Origin of the sequence: Amycolatopsis sp. NBC_00348, from assembly GCF_036114655.1 — a bacterium.
GTDB lineage: Bacteria > Actinomycetota > Actinomycetes > Mycobacteriales > Pseudonocardiaceae > Amycolatopsis.
The window spans coordinates 8,939,200-8,958,892 of the sequence record NZ_CP107994.1 but is presented as its reverse complement, the minus strand read 5'-3'; the positions used below and the strand labels follow the sequence as shown (position 1 = coordinate 8,958,892).

Below are 19,693 nucleotides of genomic sequence, written 5' to 3'. Positions count from 1 at the left end.
CATTGGTGTAATGGATTGTCAACGACTATCGTTCCGGCCATGGAAGCGAGGAGACCCCGGCTGGGCAGCGCGTTCCTGCTCGCCCAAGTCGGCGCGCACGCCGCCCAGCAGTTCACCGAACGGATGACGGAGCTGGACCTGACGCCGGCGCAGGTCGGGCTGCTGCGGCTCGTGGCGTCCCGGCCCGGGCAGAGCCAGCAGTCGCTGGCCAAGCAGCTCGGCACGCCGGCGACCCGGCTGGTCCCGCTGGTCGACGGGCTGGAGAAGCGCGGCCTGATCGAGCGGCGCCGCAACGCCGAGGACCGGCGCCTCTACGCCGTCGAGCCGAGCGAGGAGGGGCGCGCGCTGCTGGGCCGCATCGGCCAGGCCGGCGCGGCGCACGAGCAGGCCGTCACCGCGGCGCTGACCGACGACGAACGCGACGTCCTGCACGGCCTCCTGGTCAAGATCGCGGACCAGCAGGGCCTCACCCCGGGCGTCCACCCCGGCTACCTGCGCCTGCGGTCCTGAAGTCAGCGGAAGGCGGCCAGCATCCCGGCCACCGCGGCGGGCCAGGTGAACTCCTCGGCCCGCGCCCGGGCCGCCGCGCGGCGCAGGTCCTCCGGTCGGTCCAGGAGGTTCGTGACGGCCGAGGCGAACGCGGGCGCGTGGTCGTCGACCGCCGCGCCGCAGCCCGGCCGGACGATCTCCCGCAGCGCCGAGGACGCCGAGACCACCACCGGCGTCCCGGACGCGAGGGCTTCCAGCGCGGCCAGGCCGAACGTCTCGTGCGGGCCCGGCGCGAGGGAGACGTCGGCGCTGGCCAGCAGGCGCGCGACGTCGCCGCGGCCGGACAGGAACCCCAGGAACGTCACCGGCAGGCCGCGCGCCCGGCGTTCCAGCGCCCGGCGTCGCGGGCCGTCGCCGGCCACGACGAGCCGGACCCGCGCGCCCGCCTCCGTCAGCTCGGCGACGGTGTCCACGCTGCGTTCCACGTGTTTCTCCGGCGAGAGACGTCCACAGTGGACGATCAGCGCGTCTGCTCCCCCGGCCAGGCCGGCGCGCCAGCCGTCGTCGCGCATGGCGGGCCGGAACGTCGTGAGGTCGACGCCGAGCGGTACGCGGCGGACGTTCGGCGCGGCGATCCGGTCGAACTCCGCCCGCGCGAACGCCGTGGTGCAGACGACCGTGTCGTAGCTCGCGGCCATCCGGCGGTTGGCGGCGTCGGCGACGCGGCGCGCCAGCGGCTCGGGCAGCAGGAACTGCTCCAGCAGCCGGTCGAGGCGCTCGTGGGAGATCACCGTGCTGGGGACGCCGTGACGCCGCGCCCAGCTACCCATCCCCCGCAGCGTCAGCCGGTCCGACACCTCCAGCCGGTCCGGTTCGAGCTTCCGCAGCACCGCGCGGACGCGGTGTGGATCGACGGCGCGGTAGCCGCCGGTGCCCGGGATCTTGGGCGCGGGCAAGGAGAACCGGCGGACGCCGGTGGGCAGGACCTCGTCGGCGTAGCGGGTGCCGGGCACCACCAGCGTCACGACGTGCCCGCTCGCGACGTACCCGGCGCCGAGGTGGTGCAACGCCGTGCGCAGCCCGCCCGAGCGCGGGCCGTAGAAGTTCGCGAGCTGGACGATGTGCACGGCTCAAGCCGCGCGCGCGGCTCGGCCCTGCACCGCTTCGTAGTGCCCCACCAGCTCGTGGCAGACGGCCGGCCAGGTCCGTCCGAGCACGACCTTGCGCGCCTTCTCGCCGAGCCTCGCCCGCAGCGCAGGGTCCCGCAGAGCGTCGATCTTCTCGAGCAGCGCCGGGCCGAACCGCTCGCGGTCCGCGGGCAGCAGGTAGCCGGTGCGGCCGGGCAGCACGAGGTCCTTCGGGCCGCCCGCGTCGGGCGCGAGCACCGGCAGGCCGGACGCCATCGCCTCCTGCACCGCCTGGCAGAACGTCTCGTGCGGTCCGGTGTGGACGAAGACGTCGAAACTCGCGTACGCGGCGGACAGCTCGTCGCCGTACTTCGCGCCGAGGAAGGCCGCGTCCGGGAGCTGCGCCCGGAGGCTTTCGAGATCGGGGCCGTCGCCGACGACGACCACGCGGATGCCGGGGACGCCGGCCAGCGCGGCCAGCCGGTCGACCTCCTTCTCGGGCGCCAGCCGGCCGACGAACCCGACCAGCAGCTCGCCGTTCGGCGCCAGCTCGGCCCGCAGCGCGGCGTCGGCGTGCGCCGGGGAGAACCGGTCGATGTCGACCCCTCGCGCCCAGCGGTGCACCCGCGGCACGCCGTGCCGCCGCAGCTGCTCGACGGAGTCCGTGGACGGCGCCAGCGTCCGGTCGGCCCGGGAGTGCAGCCGCCGCACCCAGCGCCAGGCGGCGCGCGCGGCGAGGCCGAAGCCGTACGCGGACGCGAAACCGGCGATGTCGGTCTGGTAAACGGCGATCGAGGGCACCCGCAGCCGTCGCGCGGCGGCGAGCCCGCGGGCGCCGACCACGAACGGCGACGCGAGGTGCACGACGTCCGGGCCGAACGCGGCCAGCGCCGTCAGCACGGTGCGCGTCGGCACGCCGATGGGCAGCGAGTGCACGCCGGGGAAGTCGAGCGCCGGGATCCGGACCACCGGGGCGCCGCGGTAGGAGTCCGGGCCGGGGCCGGGCGCGATGATCAGCACGTCGTGCCGGCGTTCGCGCAGGTGCTCGACCACCCGCAGGACGGAGTTGGTCACGCCGTTCACCTGGGGCAGGAAACTTTCGGTGACTATCGCGACTCGCACGTTCCCGACGATCGCACCCGATCCTGGCGACCGCGTGACACCGCGGCCAACGCTGCCGGAACAGATCGGCCACGACATGTCATCTCAAGGTCGTGTCCCGGAAACCAGCGGGGCCCAGACTAAGCAGGCATGACCCTCTTGTCCTCCAGGCCGCCGCGGCCCGTGGAGCCCGGCCTGCTGTCGAGGGCCCTCGAAGTGGCCGGGCGCCTGGCCAACGACGCGACCGACGTGATCACCGCGACCGCCGGCCGGGGTGCGCACCCGGCCACGCTCGACTCGCCGTTCGACTGGGTCACCGACACCGACCGGATCCTCGAGCGGCACACGCGGCGCGTGCTGACCGCCGAGTTCCCGGGCATCCCGGTGGTGGGCCACGAGTTCGGCGCCGACCACGGCGCGGACGTCGCGGAGTACCGCTGGGTCGTCGACTCGGTGGACGGCACCGCGAACTACGTCGCCGGGGTGCCGTGGTGCGCCTACAGCCTGGCGCTGGTCGACGCGGCCGGCCCGGTGGTCGGGGTGGTGGCGGACCCGTACCGGGCCCAGATCTACGCCGCGGCGCGCGGCCGGGGGGCCCGCGCGAACGGCACCCCGGTCCGGCTCACCGACCGCTGCGTCACGGCGGGCGCGCTGGTGTTCACGGAGTTCGCCCGTCGCGGGCCCTGGCCGGGGATGGGCGAGTTCATCGAGCGCGCGGCGGCGGCCCACGCGGGCGTCCGGGTGCTGGGCTCGGCGGCGCTGTCGATCGCCCAAGTGGCGCTGGGCCACGCGGCGGCGGCGGTGCTGCACAGCTACCACGAGTGGGACGTCGCGGGCTCGGTGGCGATGGCCATCGAGGCGGGCGCGGTGGTGCTGGACCGGCACGGCGAGGACACGGCGTTGCCGACGGACGGCCTGCTGGTGGCGGCCCCGGGAGTGGCGGACGAGGTGCTGGGCTGGTGGCAGGAGACGGCCCACGCGGGCTGAAACGGGTTGCGCGCGCTGTGAAGATCGGGACATGCCCACCCTCCACACCGCGCGCCTGACGCTCGTACCCCTGGCCGACGAGCACCTGGAGCTGGAGATCGAGCTGGACTCCGACCCGGAGGTGATGCGGTACCTGACGGGCCGGGCGGCGACCCGGGCCGAGGTCGAGGCCGCGCACCGGCGCCGGATGGTCGTCTCACCCGGTTTCGGCTTCTGGATGGGCTTCGCCGGCGAGGACTTCGTCGGCTGGTGGATCCTGCGGCCGCCACAGGGACCGGACCAGCCTTCGGTCGAGGGCGACGGTCAGGCCGAGCTGGGCTACCGGCTGCTGCGCCGGCACTGGCGGCAGGGTTACGCCGGCGAGGGCTCTCGGGAGCTGCTGCGGTACGGCTTTTCCGAGCTGGGGCTGGACCGGATCTTCGCCCAGACGATGGCGGTCAACACGCCGTCGCGGGCGACGATGGCGTCGGCCGGGCTGACGTTCGCCCGCGCGTTCACCTCGGCGGAGGACTTCGCCGCGGTGCTTCCGGGCACCGAACAGGGTGAGGTCGAGTACGAGATCACGCGGAGCCGGTGGTTGGAGAGGGCCCAGCCGGGCTGAGTTGTCCAGGTCGGCTGAGTTGTCCACATCGGCTGCGGTTGTCCACAGATTCACCGCGTCACCCCTTCGGGGGACCCGGTGCCGATAGACTGGAGCAGGGCACGCCCCCCTGGGTGTGGTGGGGGATGTTTGCCGGTCAAGCCGCGGCGTCGACCAGTGTTCGCTTGTTCTGGCGCCGGATCCACCACAGCAGCGGCCCCGCCACCAGCCACGTGAAGAACACGAAACTGCCCAGCGGCAGCAGCGTCAGCGTCGCCGAGCGGCCCGCTACCCGGGCCAGTTCCGGGTCCGTCGCGTCGTACTCGATGCGGACCAGCTGGCCCGCGGCCAGGCCGTCCGGGTAGAGGACTCCGTTGGCCGGGCTGTGGACGATGCCGTCCGGGGTCTCGAAGTGGATGATCGTGCGGTCGAACGCCACCGAGTCCACCGTGGCCGTCGCCGTGCCGAGCTGGCCGGAGATCGAGCGGTCGTTGCGGATCGCCGCGAAGAGCAGGCAGATGCACATCACGGTGAGGAGCGAGGCGACGGCGAGGGTTATCCACCACCCGACGCGCCTCGCCCGCTCACCTCTCGTGCTCACGCCGCGAGCGTAGCGGTACTGCTCAGTGCTTGTGCTCCGCGGCGAGATTCCGGTGGTTGGCCTGGATCTGGTCGAACGACTTCGGCTTGACCGACGCCGCCCGGGCCGTGAAAGCCGCGGGCGAGGCGCCGTTCGGGCCGACCGCCGGCTTGCCCGACGTGTACAGCCACGTCTGGAACAGGTCGTACAGCGGCTTGCCCGAGACCTTCTCGGCCAGCGCGATGAACTCCTGGATCCGGCCGTTCGACCCGCCCTTCTGGGCCTGCCACGCCTGCAGGATCTTGAAGAACGACTCGTCGCCGACGGCGGTGCGCAGCGCCTGCAGCGTCAGCGCGCCGCGGTCGTACACCGCGTTGTCGAACTGGTTGTCCGCACCCGGGTCGGCCGGGATGAGCTTCCACAGGGCACCGTCGGCCGGGTTCGAGTCGTAGGTGTACTGCGCCAGCTCGGCGACCGTGCCCTCGCCCTCGTGCTCCGACCACAGCCACTCGGCGTAGGACGCGAAGCCCTCGTTCAGCCAGATGTCGCTCCAGCGGCCGAGCGAGACGTTGTCGCCGAACCACTGGTGGGCGTTCTCGTGCGCGATGAGCGTCGTGTTGGAGCCCGCGAGGAAGTTGCGCGTGCCGTAGGTCGGCCGGGTCTGGTTCTCCAGCGAGAAGCCGATGCCGCTGGTGACGACGCCGCCCTCGGCCTCGAACGGGTACGGCCCGAACTTCGTCGCCAGGAACGCGTCGATCTCCGGCGTCCGCTCGACACTGGCCTTCGCCGCGTACAGCGAGTCGCCGAGGTCGGAGCCGTACGCCGTGATGAACGGCTTGCCGTCCGGCGTCGTCGACTGGTTCAGCTCGTACTTGCCGACGATGAACGACGTCAGGTAGGTGGCCTGCTGCTTCGTGCTGCGCCACTGCCAGCGCGTCCAGCCGGCGCGGCTCTTCGTCTTGCGGACGAGCGTGCCGTTGGTGACGGCAACGTTGTCATCCGGCGCTTCGATGGAGACGTCGTAGGTTGCCTTGTCGGTCGGGTGGTCGTTGGCCGGGAACCACCACGCGGAGCTCTGCGGCTCGTCGACGCCGAGCGCGCCGAAGGGGCCCTTCTTCCAGCCGTTGAGCCCGTCGACCTGCTCGGTGGACGGCGTGTCCGAGTACGCGACGACGACCGTGGCGGTCTGGCCCTTGAGCAGCGGCTGCGCCGGCGTGATGACGAGCTCGCCGTTGCCGGTCTGGTTCGTGAACTGGGCGGCGCGGTTGTTCACCAGCACGCTCGACGCCTTCAGCGCGAAGTCGAGGTCGAACCGCGAGAGGTCCTGGGTCGCGGTGAGCAGCAGCGTCGTCGTGCCGGCCAGCACGTCGGTCGCGGGCTGGTAGGTCAGGCGGATGTCGTAGTGCAGCACGTCCGTCCCGCCGTTGCCGGCGTTCGGGTAGTACGAGTCACCGACGCCGGGCGCACCGGGCGTCGGGGCCGCACTGGCGGTACCGGCGAGCAGCACCGAGGCGACCCCGGCCGCGAGCACACCAAGGCCGGTGCGAGTTCTTGCACGCATTCGAATCCCTCCAACGGGTGAGGATCAGCGCGCTCGAACGTAGCCAGCCAGGAAGACACCAGGAACAGCCGAAGGGAGGATCTTGCCTGCTGAGATCACACCCGGAAAGCGGTTGACCGGTTGTTTCAGCCGGCGGAGACGGCCGCGCTGACCGCGGAGCGCAACCTCGCGTGCAGGTCACGGTGCCGCGAACGGTCCACCCGCGGCGCCAGGCCCGCGCACCCGGAGAGTCGGCTCGCGTGCCTGGAGGGTCGGCTCGCGTGCCTGGACAGTCGGCTCGCGTACTCAGAGGTCGGCTCGCGCACTCGGAGAGTCGGCTCGCGCCCCCGGAGGGTTGGCTCACGTACCCAGAGGGTCGGCTCGCGCACCCGGAGAGTCGGCTCGCGTGCCTGGACAGTCGGCTCGCGTACCCAGGGAGTCGGCTCGCGTGCCCGGAGAGTCGGTTCGCCTGGTGGCGGCGCCCGTCGCGAGCGGGTCAGACAGCGGAGACGGCCGCGCTGACCGCGGAGCGCAACCTCGCGTGCAGGTCACGGTGCCGCGAACGGTCCACCCGGACCTCCACCACCCGCAGCCCCGGCGCGGGGCGGAGCGCGGCCTGGAACTCCGTCAGCGTCTCCGCCACCACGTGCGGCACCCGGTAGCCCGCGCACAGCGCGCCCAGGTCGGCGCCGTGCGGGGTGCCGAACACCCGCTCGAAGCTCGCCGAGTGCTCCGGGGCGCCCTGCTCCAGCAGGGAAAATATCCCGCCGCCGTCGTCGTTGCAGACCACGATCGTCAGGTCCGGGCGCTGCTCCGCGGGCCCGGTCAGCAGCCCCGACGCGTCGTGCAGGAACGTCAGGTCGCCCAGCAGGGCGTACGACGGGCCGCGGTGGACCGTCGCCGCGCCGATCGCCGTCGAGACCGTGCCGTCGATGCCCGCGACGCCGCGGTTGCGGTGGACCAGGACGTCCGGGCGCAGCCGGCCCGCCAGCGCCACGTCGCGGGTCGGGTTGGACGAGCCCACCACCAGCAGCGAGTCCGGCGGCAGCGCGTCCACCAGCTCCGACGCCAGGCGCAGCCCCGAGGGCCACGGCTCCGACGCCAGCACCGACGCGACCGCCGTGGACGCCGCTTCGTCGGCCCGGCGCCAGCTGGCCAGCCACTCCGGGTCGGCGGGCTTGGTCGGCTCGTCGAACCACTGCCCGACCTGCCGGACGTTGTGCGCGGGCGCCGGCCAGTCCGAGTCCGGCCGGACCAGCAGCACCTCGACCGAGGCGTCGGAGAGGACGTTCTGGATCTGCCGGAACACCGTCGGCCGGCCCAGGCAGAGCACCTGCTCCGGCTTGTGCCGCGTGATGAACTCCGTGACGCCCAGCAGCCACGCGCCGGACGAGATCGCCGTGCCGCCGGACAGCCCGAGGCCGCCGGTCTCCGAGATCACCGGCCAGCCGTGCTGCTCGGCCCACTCGCTCGCCGCCTGGACGCCGGTGTCGCACGCGATGACCAGGCCGTGGCGCGCCGAAGGCACCACGAACGACGGCAGCGCGCCGAAGTCGGGCAGCTCGGTCCAGCGGGAGCCGTCGGGACGGCCGTCCAAGGACTCGTACCACTCGCCGTCGTCGTCCGGATCCGGCACGAGCGGCTCGCGGAACGGGATGTTCAGGTGCACCGGCCCGCAGCGCCACTCGCCGTACGCGGCGTTCCAGGCCCGGCAGATCTGGCTGCGCCAGTAGGAGTTCTGCCCGGCGCGGCGCTCGGCGACGGCCAGCTCGTCGAAGTAGCGGGCGGCGTTGCCGAACAGCCGGTGCTGGTCGATGACCTGCGACGCCCCCGCGGCCCGCAGCTCGGGCGGCCGGTCGGCGGTCATCACGATCAGCGGGACGCCGGCGCGGTCGGCCTCCAGCACGGCGGGGTGGAAGTTCGCGGCCGCGGTGCCGGACGTGCAGAGCACGGCCACCGGACGGCCGGTGCGCGCGGCGATGCCGAGCGCGAGGAAGCCGGCGCCACGCTCGTCGATCCGGACGTGCAGCCGGAGCTTGCCCGCGGCCGCGGCGTCGTACAGCGCGATCGACAGCGGCGCGTTGCGGGAGCCCGGGCACAGCACGACGTGCGAAACGGTGTTGCGGACGAGTTCGTCGACGATGACCCTGGCCTGCGCGGTGGAAGGGTTCACCGGCGGGCTCCGAACTCCGCCGAGGCACTTTTCCCCGCCGAGGCGGCATCAGGCACAGCAAAGGTGTCCACAGGTCCTATTCTCCCAAACGTGGATGACGCCCGAGTTTCCGAGCTGTTCGATCCGGCCGCGTGGACCGAGGTCGAAGGTTTCGCCTTCACCGACATCACCTACCACCGCTCCGCTGAGAGCCGTGGCGGCAAACGCGTGGTGCGCGTCGCGTTCGACCGCCCTGAGGTCCGCAACGCCTTCCGCCCGCACACCGTCGACGAGCTCTACCGGGCCCTCGACCACGCCCGGCTCAGCTCCGACGTCGGCTGTGTCCTGCTCACCGGCAACGGCCCCTCCCCCAAAGACGGCGGATGGGCGTTCTGCTCCGGTGGTGACCAGCGTATTCGCGGACGCTCCGGGTATCAGTACGCCAGCGGCGAGACCTCCGACACGGTCGACCCCGCCCGCGCCGGCCGGCTGCACATCCTCGAAGTCCAGCGGCTGATCCGGTTCCTGCCGAAACCGGTCATCGCGGTCGTTCCGGGCTGGGCCGCGGGCGGCGGGCACTCCCTGCACGTCGTGTGCGATCTCACCCTCGCCTCGGCCGAGCACGCGAAGTTCAAGCAGACCGACGCCGACGTCGGCTCCTTCGACGGCGGCTACGGCTCGGCCTACCTGGCGAAGATGGTCGGCCAGAAGTTCGCCCGCGAGATCTTCTTCCTCGGCCGCGAATACTCCGCCGAGCAGATGCACCGGATGGGCGCGGTCAACGCCGTCGTCCCGCACGCCGACCTCGAAAAAGAGGCCCTGGACTGGGCGTGGACCATCGCCGCCAAGTCGCCGACGGCCCAGCGGATGCTGAAGTACGCGTTCAACCTCACCGACGACGGCCTGGTCGGCCAGCAGCTGTTCGCCGGCGAGACCACCCGGCTGGCGTACATGCAGGACGAGGCCGTCGAAGGCCGCGACGCGTTCCTGCAGAAACGCGACCCCGACTTCAAGGACGTCCCCTATTACTACTGAGCTGCGGCCTCTCCACCTCGACGGCTCCCCCGCGGCGCTCGACGCGCTGAAGGGAGCTCTCGCGGACGCGCTGGGCGGTGGTCCGGCCGTGCTGCCCTTCACCGACCCCGCGCTACGGGACGCGATGGCGCCCGGCGAGCCCGCCGAACCGGACACCGCCGTGGTCATCGCCACCTCAGGCTCGACCGGCGCACCCAAGGGCGTGCTGCTCTCGGCCCGCGCGCTGACCGCCTCGGCCGAGGCCACCCACCATCGCCTCGGCGGCCCCGGGCACTGGCTGCTGGCCACCCCCGCGCACTACATCGGCGGCCTGCAGGTGCTGATCCGGTCACTGCTGGCCGGCACGACGCCGGCGTACCTGACCGGTGACGGCTTCCGCCCCGACACGTTCGCCGCCGCGGCCGCGAAGCTGAAGGGCGGCCCGCGGTACACGGCGCTGGTGCCGACGCAGCTGGTCCGCCTGCTCGACGACGGCGGCGCCGGGCTGGCCGCGGCGACGACGTTCGACGGGATCGTCGTCGGTGCGGCGGCGACCTCGGCCGCGCTGCGCGAACGGGCCGCCGAGGCCGGGGTGGCGATCGTGCCCGCGTACGGGATGAGCGAGACGGCCAGCGGCTGCGTCTACGACGGTGTCCCGCTCGACGGCGTCCGCGTCGACGTCTCCGGAGACCGGATCCGCATCGCCGGTGACGTCCTCGCGCACGGCTACCGGCGCCGGCCGGACCTGACCGCGGAGTCGTTCGACGGTGGCTGGTTCACGACGTCCGATCGCGGGGTCCGGCACGCCGACGGCCGGATCGAGGTGCTCGGCCGGGCCGACGACATGATCAACACCGGCGGCGTGAAGGTGTCAGCGACCGCGATCGAACGATGCCTGACCGCGCAGCCGGGCGTGCGCGACGCGTGCGTCGTCGGCCTGCCGGACCCGGAGTGGGGCGAGGCGGTGGTCGCTCTCGTCGTCCCAGCCGGTGAACCGCGCGAAGCGGCCGAGCTGCGGGCCGCCGTGCGAGCGGAGCTGGGCGCGGCGGCCACGCCCAAACGGCTCGAGTACGCCGCTGAGCTGCCCCTTCGCGGGCCGGGCAAGATCGACCGGGCGGCCGTGCGGGTCCGACTTCTGGCGGGTTTCGGCGGCTGATCGGCCGCACTTCGTTGACACGCACAGGGTGCACCCGCTTGGCTACTCACCATGACGCGCTGGATTCGCACGGCCCTGATCAGCACCGCCGTCGCACTGGGTGTCCTGATTCCGGTGGGCACAGCGCTGGCCGCCGAGGGCCCGACGGTGGACCCCAACAGCGGCTCCCTCGTCTGGCAGCTGCCGACCTCCGACTGACCTCCCGGGCTCCCGCTCGGGCGTGATCGTCATGGCGTTGAATGACGTCCATGGCGAGCTTGAGCGAGTGGATCGAGGGGGCCCGGCCGCGGACGTTGCCGAACGCGGTGGCTCCGGTGGTGGCGGGGGTCGGCGCGGCGATCGCGCTGGACGCGTTCTCCTGGTGGCGTTCGGTGCTGGCGCTGCTGGTCTCGCTCTCGCTGATCGTCGGCGTCAACTACGCGAACGACTACTCCGACGGCATCCGCGGCACGGACGAGAACCGCGTCGGGCCGCTGCGGCTGGTCGGTTCCGGCGTCGCCGCCCCGAAAGCCGTCCTCACCGCGGCGCTGATCGCGCTGGGTCTGGCCGGGGTGCTGGGTTTGCTGCTCGTCGCGCTCACCGGGTACTGGTGGCTGCTGGCCATGGGCGGCCTCTGCATCCTCGGCGCCTGGTTCTACACCGGCGGCAAGAAGCCTTACGGCTACTACGGTTTCGGCGAGATCGCGGTGTTCGTCTTCTTCGGCCTGGCCGGCGTGCTGGGCACGGTCTACGTCCAGGCCGGCCGGATCAGCTGGGCCGCGCTGGCGTGCGCGGTCGCCGTCGGCTGCTTCTCGACGGCGGTCCTGACGGCCAACAACCTGCGTGACATCCCGACCGACGTCGAGTCCGGCAAGCTCACCCTGGCCACGCGCCTCGGCGACCGCGGCACGCGGCGGCTGTACCTGGCGCTGCTCGCGGTGCCGTACGTGCTCGCGCTGGTCATGGGGTTCGCCACGCACTCGCTCGCCGCGCTCCCGCTGATCAGCGCGTCGCTGCTGTACCAGTCCGTCAGCGCGATCCGGCACAACGCGACCGGCCGCGACCTCATCCCGGCGCTGCGCGACACCGGCCTGGCGATGCTCGCCTGGGCCGTCCTGGCCGCGGTCGGCCTGAACCTCTAGTCGTCGATCTCCTCGACGGGGAACTTCCCGGTGGCCAGGAACTCCTCGAACAACGCCGTGTGCGGCGCGAGGTCCAGACCTTGCTGGGTGACCCACTCGTCGTCGTAGTAGGTGTGCGTGTAGCGCTCGCCGCCGTCGCACAGGAGCGTGACGACGCTGCCCGCCTGGCCGTCCTCGACCATCCGGGCGATGAGCCGGAACGCGCCGTAGAGGTTGGTGCCGGTGGAGCCGCCCGCCCAGTGCCCGGTGTGCTCACGCAGCAGCCGGACCGCCGCCAGCGAACCGGCGTCGGGGATCCGGAACATCTCGTCGATCACGCCGGGCACGAACGACGGCTCGCACCGCGGCCGCCCGATGCCCTCGATCCGCGACGGCATCCCGCTTGCGTAGTCCAGGGCGCCGGTCTGCCAGGCGCCGTAGAACGACGAGTTCTCCGGGTCGACGACGCAGACCTTCGTGGTGTGCCGCTTGTAGCGCACGTACCGGCCGAACGTCGCGCTCGTGCCGCCGGTGCCCGCGCCGACGACGATCCAGGACGGCACCGGGTGCCGCTCGGAGCGCATCTGCGCGAACACGGACTCGGCGATGTTGTTGTTGCCGCGCCAGTCCGTCGCGCGCTCGGCGTAGGTGAACTGGTCGAGGTAGTGGCCGCCGCACTCGGCCGCGAGCCGCTCGGCCTCGGGGTACATCGCCGGGGCCTGGTCGACGTAGTGGCACTCACCGCCGTAGAACTCGATGAGCGCGATCTTCTCCTTGCTCGTCCGCCGCGGCACCACGGTGATGAAACGCAGGCCGAGCATCCGGGCGAAGTACGCCTCGGAGACCGCCGTCGAGCCGCTGGAGGCCTCGACGAGCACCGTGTCGGGCCCGATCTGGCCGTTGACGAGCCCGTAGAGGAACAGCGACCGGGCGAGCCGGTGCTTCAGCGAGCCGGTCGGGTGGACGGACTCGTCCTTGAGGTACAGGTCGATGCCCCACTCCGGGGGCAGCGGGAAGACGTGCAAGTGGGTGTCGGCGCTGCGGTTGGCGTCGGCCTCGATGATCCGGACGGCCTCGCGCACCCAGCTGCGGCTGTGCAGGCGGCTCATTCCGGCTGCCCGGCGGCGTCGCCACGCAGCTGCGCGCGCAGCTGGGCCCGGGCCCGCGCGCGGTTCTCGTTGCGCTTGGCCAGGCCGGCCGTGACGCGGGCGTTGAGCGGGCGGAACAGCAGCAGCCCGAGCGGCAGGCCGACGACCAGGCCGATGAGCAGCGCGACCAGCAGGGGCACGCCCACCAGGCTCAGGGCCCAGCCGATCACCCCGACCAGCACGAACCGGGCCAGGAGGTACAGCGTCAGGTCACGGGGCAGGGTGCCGGCCTTCTCGTCGCTCACACCAACGCAGGTTACGCCCCGCCCGGCCGGTCCTTTTCCACGCCCGCGCCCGCCGCGTTGTTCGGGCGGCCCTCGAAGCGGGTCGAGAGCACGACGGTGGTGTTCGTCCGCCCGACGCCGGGGATGCGCCGGAGCCGGCTGAGGGTCCGCTCCAGCTCGTCGACGGTCGGCACGCGCACCTTGACGACGAAGGCTTCGTCACCCGCGACGGCGTAGCAGCTCTCGACCTCGTCGAGTTCGCCGAGCGCGTCGGCGACGTCTTCGTCCGTCGCCGTGTCCGTCGGATGGATGCCGACGAGGGCGGTGACGCCGAGCCCGACCGAGCTCGGATCGACGACCGCGTGGTAGCCGGTGATCACGCCGGCGGCCTCCAGCTTGCCCACGCGCTCGTGCACCGACGAGGCGGACAGCCCGACGGCCCGCCCCAGATCGGCATAGGTGGCCCGTCCGTTGATGCGCAACGCCGCGATGATCTTCCGGTCCAACTGATCCACGGCATCACTCTATGCGGTTGGACAATCCCCCATTGGCACCACGCCTAGCACCCACTGGACAGGGGAAGACTCGTCTCCGCACTTCAAGTGACCGGATCTGATAGTTGCACACCGTAAGCAACCTGTCCGTTTTGACCTTTAAGGGCTCTTTACTCTTTGACAACCGTTCGAGTACCTGACGGGTGAAGTGCAACGATTGCCGTGTTGGCTACCCCGGCGCGACGGGCCAAAATGGCCCGGATTGCCTCCGGTATAGCAGTGAGGGCGTTAAGGAGGCGGAAAATGACCGCGACGATGGGCGGACGACTGCTCACCCCAGGCGAGGTGGCAGCACTGTTCCGGGTGGACCCGAAGACGGTCACCCGGTGGGCGACGGCAGGTCGCATCGGCTCGATCCGGACCCCCGGCGGGCACCGCCGGTTCCGCGAGTCCGAGGTCAACGAGCTCCTGGCCGAGCTGACCACGGACGCGAGCGAACCGGCTCGCAAGGCCTGAACCATCCAGCAGCCTGGGCCGTGTCGGGTACGGGGTACTCCCCCGCCCCCGCACACGGCCCGGTTTGTTTCCGGGTGCCACACCGCAACGCGGCGTACCGCCCGCAGCCCGCGCGGACGGGTAACCTCGGGGGACTGGCAAGCCAAGCGGAAGGATCCGGCATGCTCGCTCTGCTCGCGGCCGTCGGCGCGCTGGTCGTCGCCCTGCTCCTGTGGCGGTCGTTCGCCGGCCAGCGGATCGGAGTGCCCTCGACCCCGCGGCGCGCCCCGATCGCTCCGGACGACGACCCCGACTTCCTGCGCCAGCTGTCCGAACAGCAGCGCAAACGCCGGGACGAAGACCTCTAGGCCGCCCTTTACGTTCGGCTGACCCGAGACCCGCACACCCGGGCCCGGATAACACGCGACCCCACACGGATCCCGTGCACTCCAGCCCGGACCCCGCTTGACTCAGCCCGGAACTCACGTGATCCCAGCCGTAACTCGCGTGATCCAGGCCGGATCTCGCGTGATTCAGCCCGTGACTCGCGTGATCCGGGCCGGAACTCGCGAGTCACGGCTCTGATCACGCGAGTTACGGGCCCGATCACGCCGGTCACGGGTCTGGTCACGCCGGTTACGGCGCTGGTCACGCGGGTTGCGGCTAGCGGTACTGCTGTGAAAGCGGGGTCGCGAAGCCGTCGGCGACCGTGGCCGCCAGGTCCAGCAGGGCCAGGCGGGTGTCGCCGCCCAGGCGGTCCAGCTCGATCTCCGCGCCCTCTTCGAGGTGCGGGTCGAACGGGACCTGGCAGACCGCGCGGACCTTGGCGCCGAAGTGGGCCGACAGCTTGTCGAGGTCGACCGAGCCGCCCTTCGGGCGCACCGAGTTGATCACCGCGACCGAGCGTTTCACCAGCTCGCCGTAGCCGTGGGCCTCGAGCCAGTCCAACGTCGCCGAGGCGCTGCGGGCGCCGTCGACCGAGCCCGACGAGACGACGACCAGCGCGTCCGCGACGTCCAGGACGCCCTTCATCGCCGAGTGCATCAAGCCGGTGCCGCAGTCGGTGAGCACGATGTTGTAGAAGTGCTCCAGCAGGTTGACCGTGCGCCGGTAGTCGTCCTCGGAGAACGCCTCGGAGACGGCCGGGTCCTGCTCGCTGGCGAGGATCTCCAGCCGGCTGGCGCCCTGGGACGTGTAGGACCGGACGTCGCTGTAGCGGGTGATGCGGGCCGCGTCGCGCAGCAGGTGGCGGACCGTCGCCGTGGTCTCCAGCGGGATCTTCTGCGAGAGCGTGCCGCGGTCCGGGTTGGCGTCCACCGCGACCACGCGGTCGCCGCGCAGCGAAGCGAACGTCGCGCCCAGCGTCGTCGTGACCGTGGTCTTGCCGACGCCGCCCTTCAGCGACAGCATCGCGATCTTGTAGCACCCGCGCAGCGGCTGGTTGACCCGCGCGATGAGGTCACGGCGCTGGGTGTCGGCCGGGCTCTCCCCCGGGTTGACGAGCTTCCCGGTGCCGACGTAGACGGCCTTGCGCCAGCCCGACTGCGGCGGCCGCTTGACCTGCTTGACCAGGTGCGCCGTGGACAGGTCGTGGCCGTGGCCGCCCTGCGGCTGCGGCGCGGCGTGCCGGCCGCCCTGGGGCTGCGGCAGGCCGGACGGCTGCTGCTGGGGCTGCTGCTGCGGGTACTGGGCCTGCGCCTGGTACTGCTGCGCGGGGTCGCCGTACTGCGGCTGCAGCGGCGGGAGGTTCTGGTCGTAGCCGTACTGCGTCGGCTGGCCCTGGGGCACCTGGTGCGGGCCCGAGACGGCCGGGTTCGGCACCTGGTGCGGCCCGGACGCGGCCGGGTTCGGCGGCGGCGCGACGGCCTGCGTCGGCTGCACGTCGAACGCGCCTGACGTCTCCGGGTGCGGATGCGAGTCCGTCCGGTCGTCGGCGAACAGGCTCCCCGGCGCCTCCGGCTGCTGCGGGGCAGCGGCCGGTTCGGCGTGGCCAGGAGCCGATTCTTCGCTGGGTCCGGTCACCGGTGTAAACCTCCGCGCACTCCGCCCGACATCACTACCCCTGAAGCTCTCCCCGATGACGACGGTAGTCGGCGTACCCGCAGGTTGCTCAGCCCACCCCGGCGTAGGAGTGCAAGCCCGCGGTGACGAGGTTCACGAAGAACAGGTTGAAGATGATCGCGGCGAACCCGACGATGTTGATGGCCGCCGCCCGGGCGCCGCGCCAGCCGGCCGTCGCGCGTGAGTGCAGGTAGGCCGCGTAGACGACCCACGCGATGAACGCGACGGTCTCCTTGGGGTCCCAGCCCCAGAACCGGCCCCAGGCCGACTCGGCCCAGACGGCGCCGCAGAGCACGCCGAAGGTGAAGACCGGGAACGCGAAGATCGTCGTCCGGTAGGCGATCCGGTCGAGGACGTCGGCCGCGGGCAGCTTCGAGGCGAAGCGCGCGAACTTGGTGTCGTCCTTGTCGTAGGCCGCGCGGAACAGGAACAGCACGCTCGCCACGCCCGGCACCAGGAACACGCCGGAGCCGATGATGGCCGCCGAGACGTGGATGGCCAGCCAGTACGACTGCAGCGCGGGCTGCACCGGCGCCGCGATCGTGTACAGCAGCGTGCCGTTGATGAACATCAGGATCACGACGGGCAGCAGCAGGAAGCCGGTGAGGTGCCGGACCGGGAACTTCCACATCACGATCAGCCAGGTGACCACCGTGATGAAGGTGACCGCCATGCCGTACTCGTACATGTTGCCCCACGGCGCGCGGTGCACGGCGAGCCCGCGCAGCACGATCGCCGACAGCTGCAGCAGCGCGCCGAGCACCAGCAGCGCCGCGCCCATCCGGCCGATCCGCTCGGGCCGCCCGACCGCGCGCTGCTCGGCCTGGATCTGCTCGATCGGCGGTCCGCCGGCCCCGACGAGCTCACGCGCCCGCAGCTTGGCCCGCTCGGTGGCGAGCCGGCCCTTGGCGCCGAAGCCCTGCTCGATCAGGGTGAACATCAGCGCGACGACGTAGATCGCCGCGGCGGTGGTGTACAGCCAGTCGCTGTACTGCGACAGCGTCTCGTTGATCGGCATGCCTCAGCCCTTCTGACCACTGATCAGGCGTTCGCTGATCCGGTGGAACTCTTCGCCGTACCCGGCCTGATCCGTGCGGGCCAGCCCGGCGACCTCGATCACCGTACTCGGCTCGCTCTCGGTCCCCGGCTTCACCCGGACCCATAGCCGACGCCGCTTGACCAGCAAGGACGCGCCGAGGCCGAGGAACATCGAGATGGCGAACCCGAGCACGAAACCCTGCGTCGGGTCGTGGGAGACCTGGAGCGAGACCCAGTGGCCGACGCCGTCGAAGCGGACCTTCGTGCCGTCGTCGAGCTTGATCTCCTGGCCGACCTTCATGTTCTCGCGGGCGATCTTCTTCAGCCGCCCGTCGTCGACCATCGACTGGTCCACCTCGAACACCGACTGGCCGCGTCCGGCGTCCAGGCCGAGGTCGCCGCGCAGGATGTCGACGGCGACGGCGGGGTCGGTCAGCTGCGGCGCCGACGACGTCAGGACGTTGCCGTGCAGGAACGACGTCGGCGCGAACAGGCCGGTGATGGCCAGCTGGCGGGTCCGCCGCTGCACCTCGTCGGTGACGCCGGGCTGGTCGAACTTCGTCGCGCCCTCGGCGAGCATCGTGGTCGGGTCGACCGTGCGCCACTGCGTGTTCTGGGTGCGCTGGGTGCCGTCCGGGAAGGTCACCGTGAACTTCGGCGAGTACCCCTGGCCGAGCAGGTAGACGCGGTCGCCGACGGTGCGCAGCGGCGAGTTGACCTCGAGGCCGTACGGGCGCCAGGTGTTCGTGTCGAGGTCAGCGCCGGACTGGTACTCGATGTTCGAGTGGTAGTACTCCGGCTCGCCGGCGTCGGTGTAGCGCGCGGTGAAGTCGTCGATCTTCACGCAGAACGGGTCGAGGTCGGTGCCGTCGACGCGCAGGCCCGCGTTGAAGGAGTCGTAGTTGTAGATGCCGGAGTTGCAGAAGGTGCTGCCGTCGGCCTGGACGATGACCTGGCCTTCGTAGCCGTACAGCTTGCCCAGCGCGAAGAACACGATCAGGCCCAGCATGCTGAAGTGGAAGATCAGGTTGCCGGTCTCGCGCAGGAACCCGCGCTCGGCGGAGATCGTGCGGACGCCGCCGGCCTCTTCGCGCTCGACGCGCCGCCAGCCGGACAGCTGCTTGTGGACGGCGGCGAGCTCGGCGGCGACGTCCTGCTTGCCGCGGCCGAGCCGGTAGTGCGGCATCCGCGCCAGGTTGCGCGGGGTCAGCACCGGCTTGGCGCGCATCGCCTTGACGTACTCGAAGCTGCGCGGCGTCAGGCAGCCGATCAGCGAGATCATCAGCAGCAGGTAGATCGCCGAGAACCAGATGCTGGAGTAGACGTCGTAGAACTCGAGCTTGTCGAGCAGCGTGCCCCACCAGCCGTGCGCGCTGATGTACTCGTCGACCTTGGGCGCGTTGAGCTTCCGCTGCGGCAGGAGCGCGCCGGGCAGCGCGGCCAGCGCCAGCAGGAACAGCAGGACGAGCGCGGTGCGCATCGACGTCAGGCCGCGCCAGGTGTTGCGCACGAAGGCGAAGGTGCGCTTGGCGGGCGTGGGTCCTCGCGGGGCCGCGGGCGGTGCTTCGGTGGTCGTCACAGCGGCAGCCTCAAGTCACCCGCGAGCTCGTTCCGGAGGAAGCCCATCAGATCTCCCCAGACGCCGGTGACCAGCAGGATCCCGACGATCATCAGCAGCGCGCCGCCGAAGACCTGGACCTGGCGGCCGTGGCGGCGCAGCCAGTCGGTGGCGCGCACGGCCCAGCGGGCGCCGAGCGCGATGAGCAGGAACGGCAGCCCGAGGCCGAGGCAGTAGACGGCGATCAGCAGGTAGCCGCGGGCCTCGGCGCCGCCCGTCGCGCTGGCCAGCGTCGTGACGGCGGACAGCGTCGGGCCGATGCACGGCGTCCAGCCGAGACCGAAGACGGCGCCGAGCAGCGGCGCGCCCCAGATGCCGCCGCCGGGCACGCGGTGCGAGCGGAACTCGCGCTGCAGGCCCGGGATCCAGCCGAGGAACACCAGCGCCATCGCGATGGTGAGGACGCCGCCGATGCGCTGCAGCAGGTCCTGGTTGAGGGTGAGCGTGTCGGCCAGCCAGACCAGGGTGCCCAGGGTGGCGACGAACACGACGGTGAACCCGAGCACGAACAGCAGCGCGGCGCCCAGGACGGCCCAGCGGCCCTGCTTGCGCTCCTCGCCGGCCCGGACCGCGGGCGCGTCCGCGCCGACGAGCGCGGCGAGGTACGCGAGGTACCCCGGCACCAGCGGCACCACGCACGGCGAGGCGAAGGAGATCGTTCCGGCCAGCAGCGCGACGCCCGCGGCGAGCAGCAGCGGTCCGGAGATCGCCAGCTCGGTAACGGAGTTCACGGGATTGAGGGTAGGCAGTGAGGTCCCGGTGAGAACTCCGGGGCCGGTTCACAGGACC

Annotated in this window: 21 protein-coding genes; 9 read left to right on the top strand and 12 right to left on the bottom strand. The window is 71.9% G+C overall.

What is annotated here, in order from left to right:
* Nucleotides 1-39: 39 nt before the first annotated feature.
* The gene (locus OHS58_RS40165) at nucleotides 40-510 is read left to right on the top strand and encodes a MarR family winged helix-turn-helix transcriptional regulator (protein WP_328645844.1); all 471 of its coding nucleotides are present in this window, start codon (nucleotides 40-42) and stop codon (nucleotides 508-510) included.
* Between the two features lie 2 nt (nucleotides 511-512).
* Here the strand turns inward: OHS58_RS40165 and OHS58_RS40160 are convergent, their stop codons facing one another.
* Both OHS58_RS40160 and OHS58_RS40155 read right to left on the bottom strand, forming a co-directional pair.
* A complete protein-coding gene (locus tag OHS58_RS40160; protein WP_328645843.1) occupies nucleotides 513-1,616 on the bottom strand; it encodes a glycosyltransferase family 4 protein in 1,104 nt (367 codons plus the stop codon).
* 3 nt (nucleotides 1,617-1,619) lie between these two features.
* On the bottom strand, nucleotides 1,620-2,690 hold the full coding sequence (locus OHS58_RS40155; protein WP_328645842.1) for a glycosyltransferase family 4 protein: 1,071 nt from the start codon (nucleotides 2,688-2,690) through the stop codon (nucleotides 1,620-1,622).
* 177 nt (nucleotides 2,691-2,867) lie between these two features.
* Between OHS58_RS40155 and OHS58_RS40150 the strand changes: the two genes are divergently transcribed.
* Nucleotides 2,868-3,704, top strand: a complete 837-nt coding sequence (locus OHS58_RS40150; RefSeq protein ID WP_247060331.1) for an inositol monophosphatase family protein — start codon at nucleotides 2,868-2,870, stop codon at nucleotides 3,702-3,704.
* A gap of 31 nt (nucleotides 3,705-3,735) precedes the next feature.
* A complete protein-coding gene (locus OHS58_RS40145; RefSeq protein WP_328645841.1) occupies nucleotides 3,736-4,305 on the top strand; it encodes a GNAT family N-acetyltransferase in 570 nt (189 codons plus the stop codon).
* A gap of 136 nt (nucleotides 4,306-4,441) precedes the next feature.
* Here OHS58_RS40145 and OHS58_RS40140 read toward each other — a convergent pair whose 3' ends face one another.
* The 3 genes from OHS58_RS40140 to menD all read right to left on the bottom strand — a co-directional run bounded on the left by OHS58_RS40140 (nucleotide 4,442) and on the right by menD (nucleotide 8,577).
* On the bottom strand, nucleotides 4,442-4,885 hold the full coding sequence (locus OHS58_RS40140) for a DUF3592 domain-containing protein (protein WP_328645840.1): 444 nt from the start codon (nucleotides 4,883-4,885) through the stop codon (nucleotides 4,442-4,444).
* Nucleotides 4,886-4,907: 22 nt separating this feature from the next.
* Entirely contained in the window at nucleotides 4,908-6,425 is a 1,518-nt protein-coding gene (locus OHS58_RS40135) for a M1 family metallopeptidase (protein WP_328645839.1), read from the bottom strand.
* 475 nt (nucleotides 6,426-6,900) lie between these two features.
* Nucleotides 6,901-8,577, bottom strand: a complete 1,677-nt coding sequence (gene menD, locus OHS58_RS40130) for a 2-succinyl-5-enolpyruvyl-6-hydroxy-3-cyclohexene-1-carboxylic-acid synthase (protein ID WP_326956159.1) — start codon at nucleotides 8,575-8,577, stop codon at nucleotides 6,901-6,903.
* 90 nt (nucleotides 8,578-8,667) lie between these two features.
* On the opposite strand from menD, the gene OHS58_RS40125 reads away from it, so the two are divergent.
* The 4 genes from OHS58_RS40125 to OHS58_RS40110 are packed head-to-tail and all read left to right on the top strand — an operon-like array spanning nucleotide 8,668 to nucleotide 11,847.
* Nucleotides 8,668-9,591, top strand: a complete 924-nt coding sequence (locus tag OHS58_RS40125) for a 1,4-dihydroxy-2-naphthoyl-CoA synthase (protein ID WP_326945907.1) — start codon at nucleotides 8,668-8,670, stop codon at nucleotides 9,589-9,591.
* A 1-nt stretch (nucleotide 9,592) separates the two neighbouring features.
* Entirely contained in the window at nucleotides 9,593-10,726 is a 1,134-nt protein-coding gene (gene menE / locus OHS58_RS40120; RefSeq protein ID WP_328649932.1) for an o-succinylbenzoate--CoA ligase, read from the top strand.
* Between the two features lie 51 nt (nucleotides 10,727-10,777).
* Complete coding sequence (locus OHS58_RS40115) at nucleotides 10,778-10,924, top strand: hypothetical protein (RefSeq protein WP_326945906.1); 147 nt, start codon at nucleotides 10,778-10,780, stop codon at nucleotides 10,922-10,924.
* Nucleotides 10,925-10,974: 50 nt separating this feature from the next.
* Complete coding sequence (locus OHS58_RS40110; protein WP_328645838.1) at nucleotides 10,975-11,847, top strand: 1,4-dihydroxy-2-naphthoate polyprenyltransferase; 873 nt, start codon at nucleotides 10,975-10,977, stop codon at nucleotides 11,845-11,847.
* Here the strand turns inward: OHS58_RS40110 and OHS58_RS40105 are convergent.
* The 3 genes from OHS58_RS40105 to OHS58_RS40095 are packed head-to-tail and all read right to left on the bottom strand — an operon-like array spanning nucleotide 11,844 to nucleotide 13,713.
* Nucleotides 11,844-12,935, bottom strand: coding sequence for a PLP-dependent cysteine synthase family protein (locus OHS58_RS40105; protein WP_328645837.1), 1,092 nt, complete (start codon nucleotides 12,933-12,935; stop codon nucleotides 11,844-11,846). The two genes, OHS58_RS40110 and OHS58_RS40105, sit on opposite strands and share 4 nt — an antisense overlap.
* Nucleotides 12,932-13,219: a DUF4229 domain-containing protein gene (locus OHS58_RS40100; protein WP_247060318.1), complete on the bottom strand. Its 288-nt coding sequence runs from the start codon at nucleotides 13,217-13,219 to the stop codon at nucleotides 12,932-12,934. The genes OHS58_RS40105 and OHS58_RS40100 overlap by 4 nt, the downstream gene beginning before the upstream one ends.
* Before the next feature lie 11 nt (nucleotides 13,220-13,230).
* Nucleotides 13,231-13,713, bottom strand: a complete 483-nt coding sequence (locus tag OHS58_RS40095) for an Lrp/AsnC family transcriptional regulator (protein WP_247060317.1) — start codon at nucleotides 13,711-13,713, stop codon at nucleotides 13,231-13,233.
* 282 nt (nucleotides 13,714-13,995) lie between these two features.
* On the opposite strand from OHS58_RS40095, the gene OHS58_RS40090 reads away from it, so the two are divergent.
* Together OHS58_RS40090 and OHS58_RS40085 are read left to right on the top strand one after the other, a co-directional pair.
* Complete coding sequence (locus tag OHS58_RS40090; RefSeq protein ID WP_072474890.1) at nucleotides 13,996-14,208, top strand: BldC family transcriptional regulator; 213 nt, start codon at nucleotides 13,996-13,998, stop codon at nucleotides 14,206-14,208.
* Between the two features lie 161 nt (nucleotides 14,209-14,369).
* Complete coding sequence (locus OHS58_RS40085) at nucleotides 14,370-14,555, top strand: hypothetical protein (protein WP_247060316.1); 186 nt, start codon at nucleotides 14,370-14,372, stop codon at nucleotides 14,553-14,555.
* Between the two features lie 295 nt (nucleotides 14,556-14,850).
* Here the strand turns inward: OHS58_RS40085 and OHS58_RS40080 are convergent, their stop codons facing one another.
* From OHS58_RS40080 to OHS58_RS40065, 4 genes are all read right to left on the bottom strand, one after another.
* Entirely contained in the window at nucleotides 14,851-16,209 is a 1,359-nt protein-coding gene (locus OHS58_RS40080; protein ID WP_328645836.1) for a MinD/ParA family ATP-binding protein, read from the bottom strand.
* Nucleotides 16,210-16,297: 88 nt separating this feature from the next.
* Nucleotides 16,298-17,266 (bottom strand): c-type cytochrome biogenesis protein CcsB, encoded by a 969-nt coding sequence (ccsB, locus tag OHS58_RS40075; RefSeq protein WP_328645835.1) that lies wholly within the window; start codon nucleotides 17,264-17,266, stop codon nucleotides 16,298-16,300.
* 3 nt (nucleotides 17,267-17,269) lie between these two features.
* Nucleotides 17,270-18,865 carry a cytochrome c biogenesis protein ResB gene (gene resB, locus OHS58_RS40070; RefSeq protein ID WP_328645834.1) on the bottom strand — a complete coding sequence of 532 codons (1,596 nt, stop codon included), beginning with the start codon at nucleotides 18,863-18,865 and terminating at the stop codon, nucleotides 17,270-17,272.
* Complete coding sequence (locus OHS58_RS40065) at nucleotides 18,862-19,635, bottom strand: cytochrome c biogenesis CcdA family protein (RefSeq protein WP_326945900.1); 774 nt, start codon at nucleotides 19,633-19,635, stop codon at nucleotides 18,862-18,864. The genes resB and OHS58_RS40065 overlap by 4 nt, the downstream gene beginning before the upstream one ends.
* Nucleotides 19,636-19,693 lie beyond the last annotated feature (58 nt).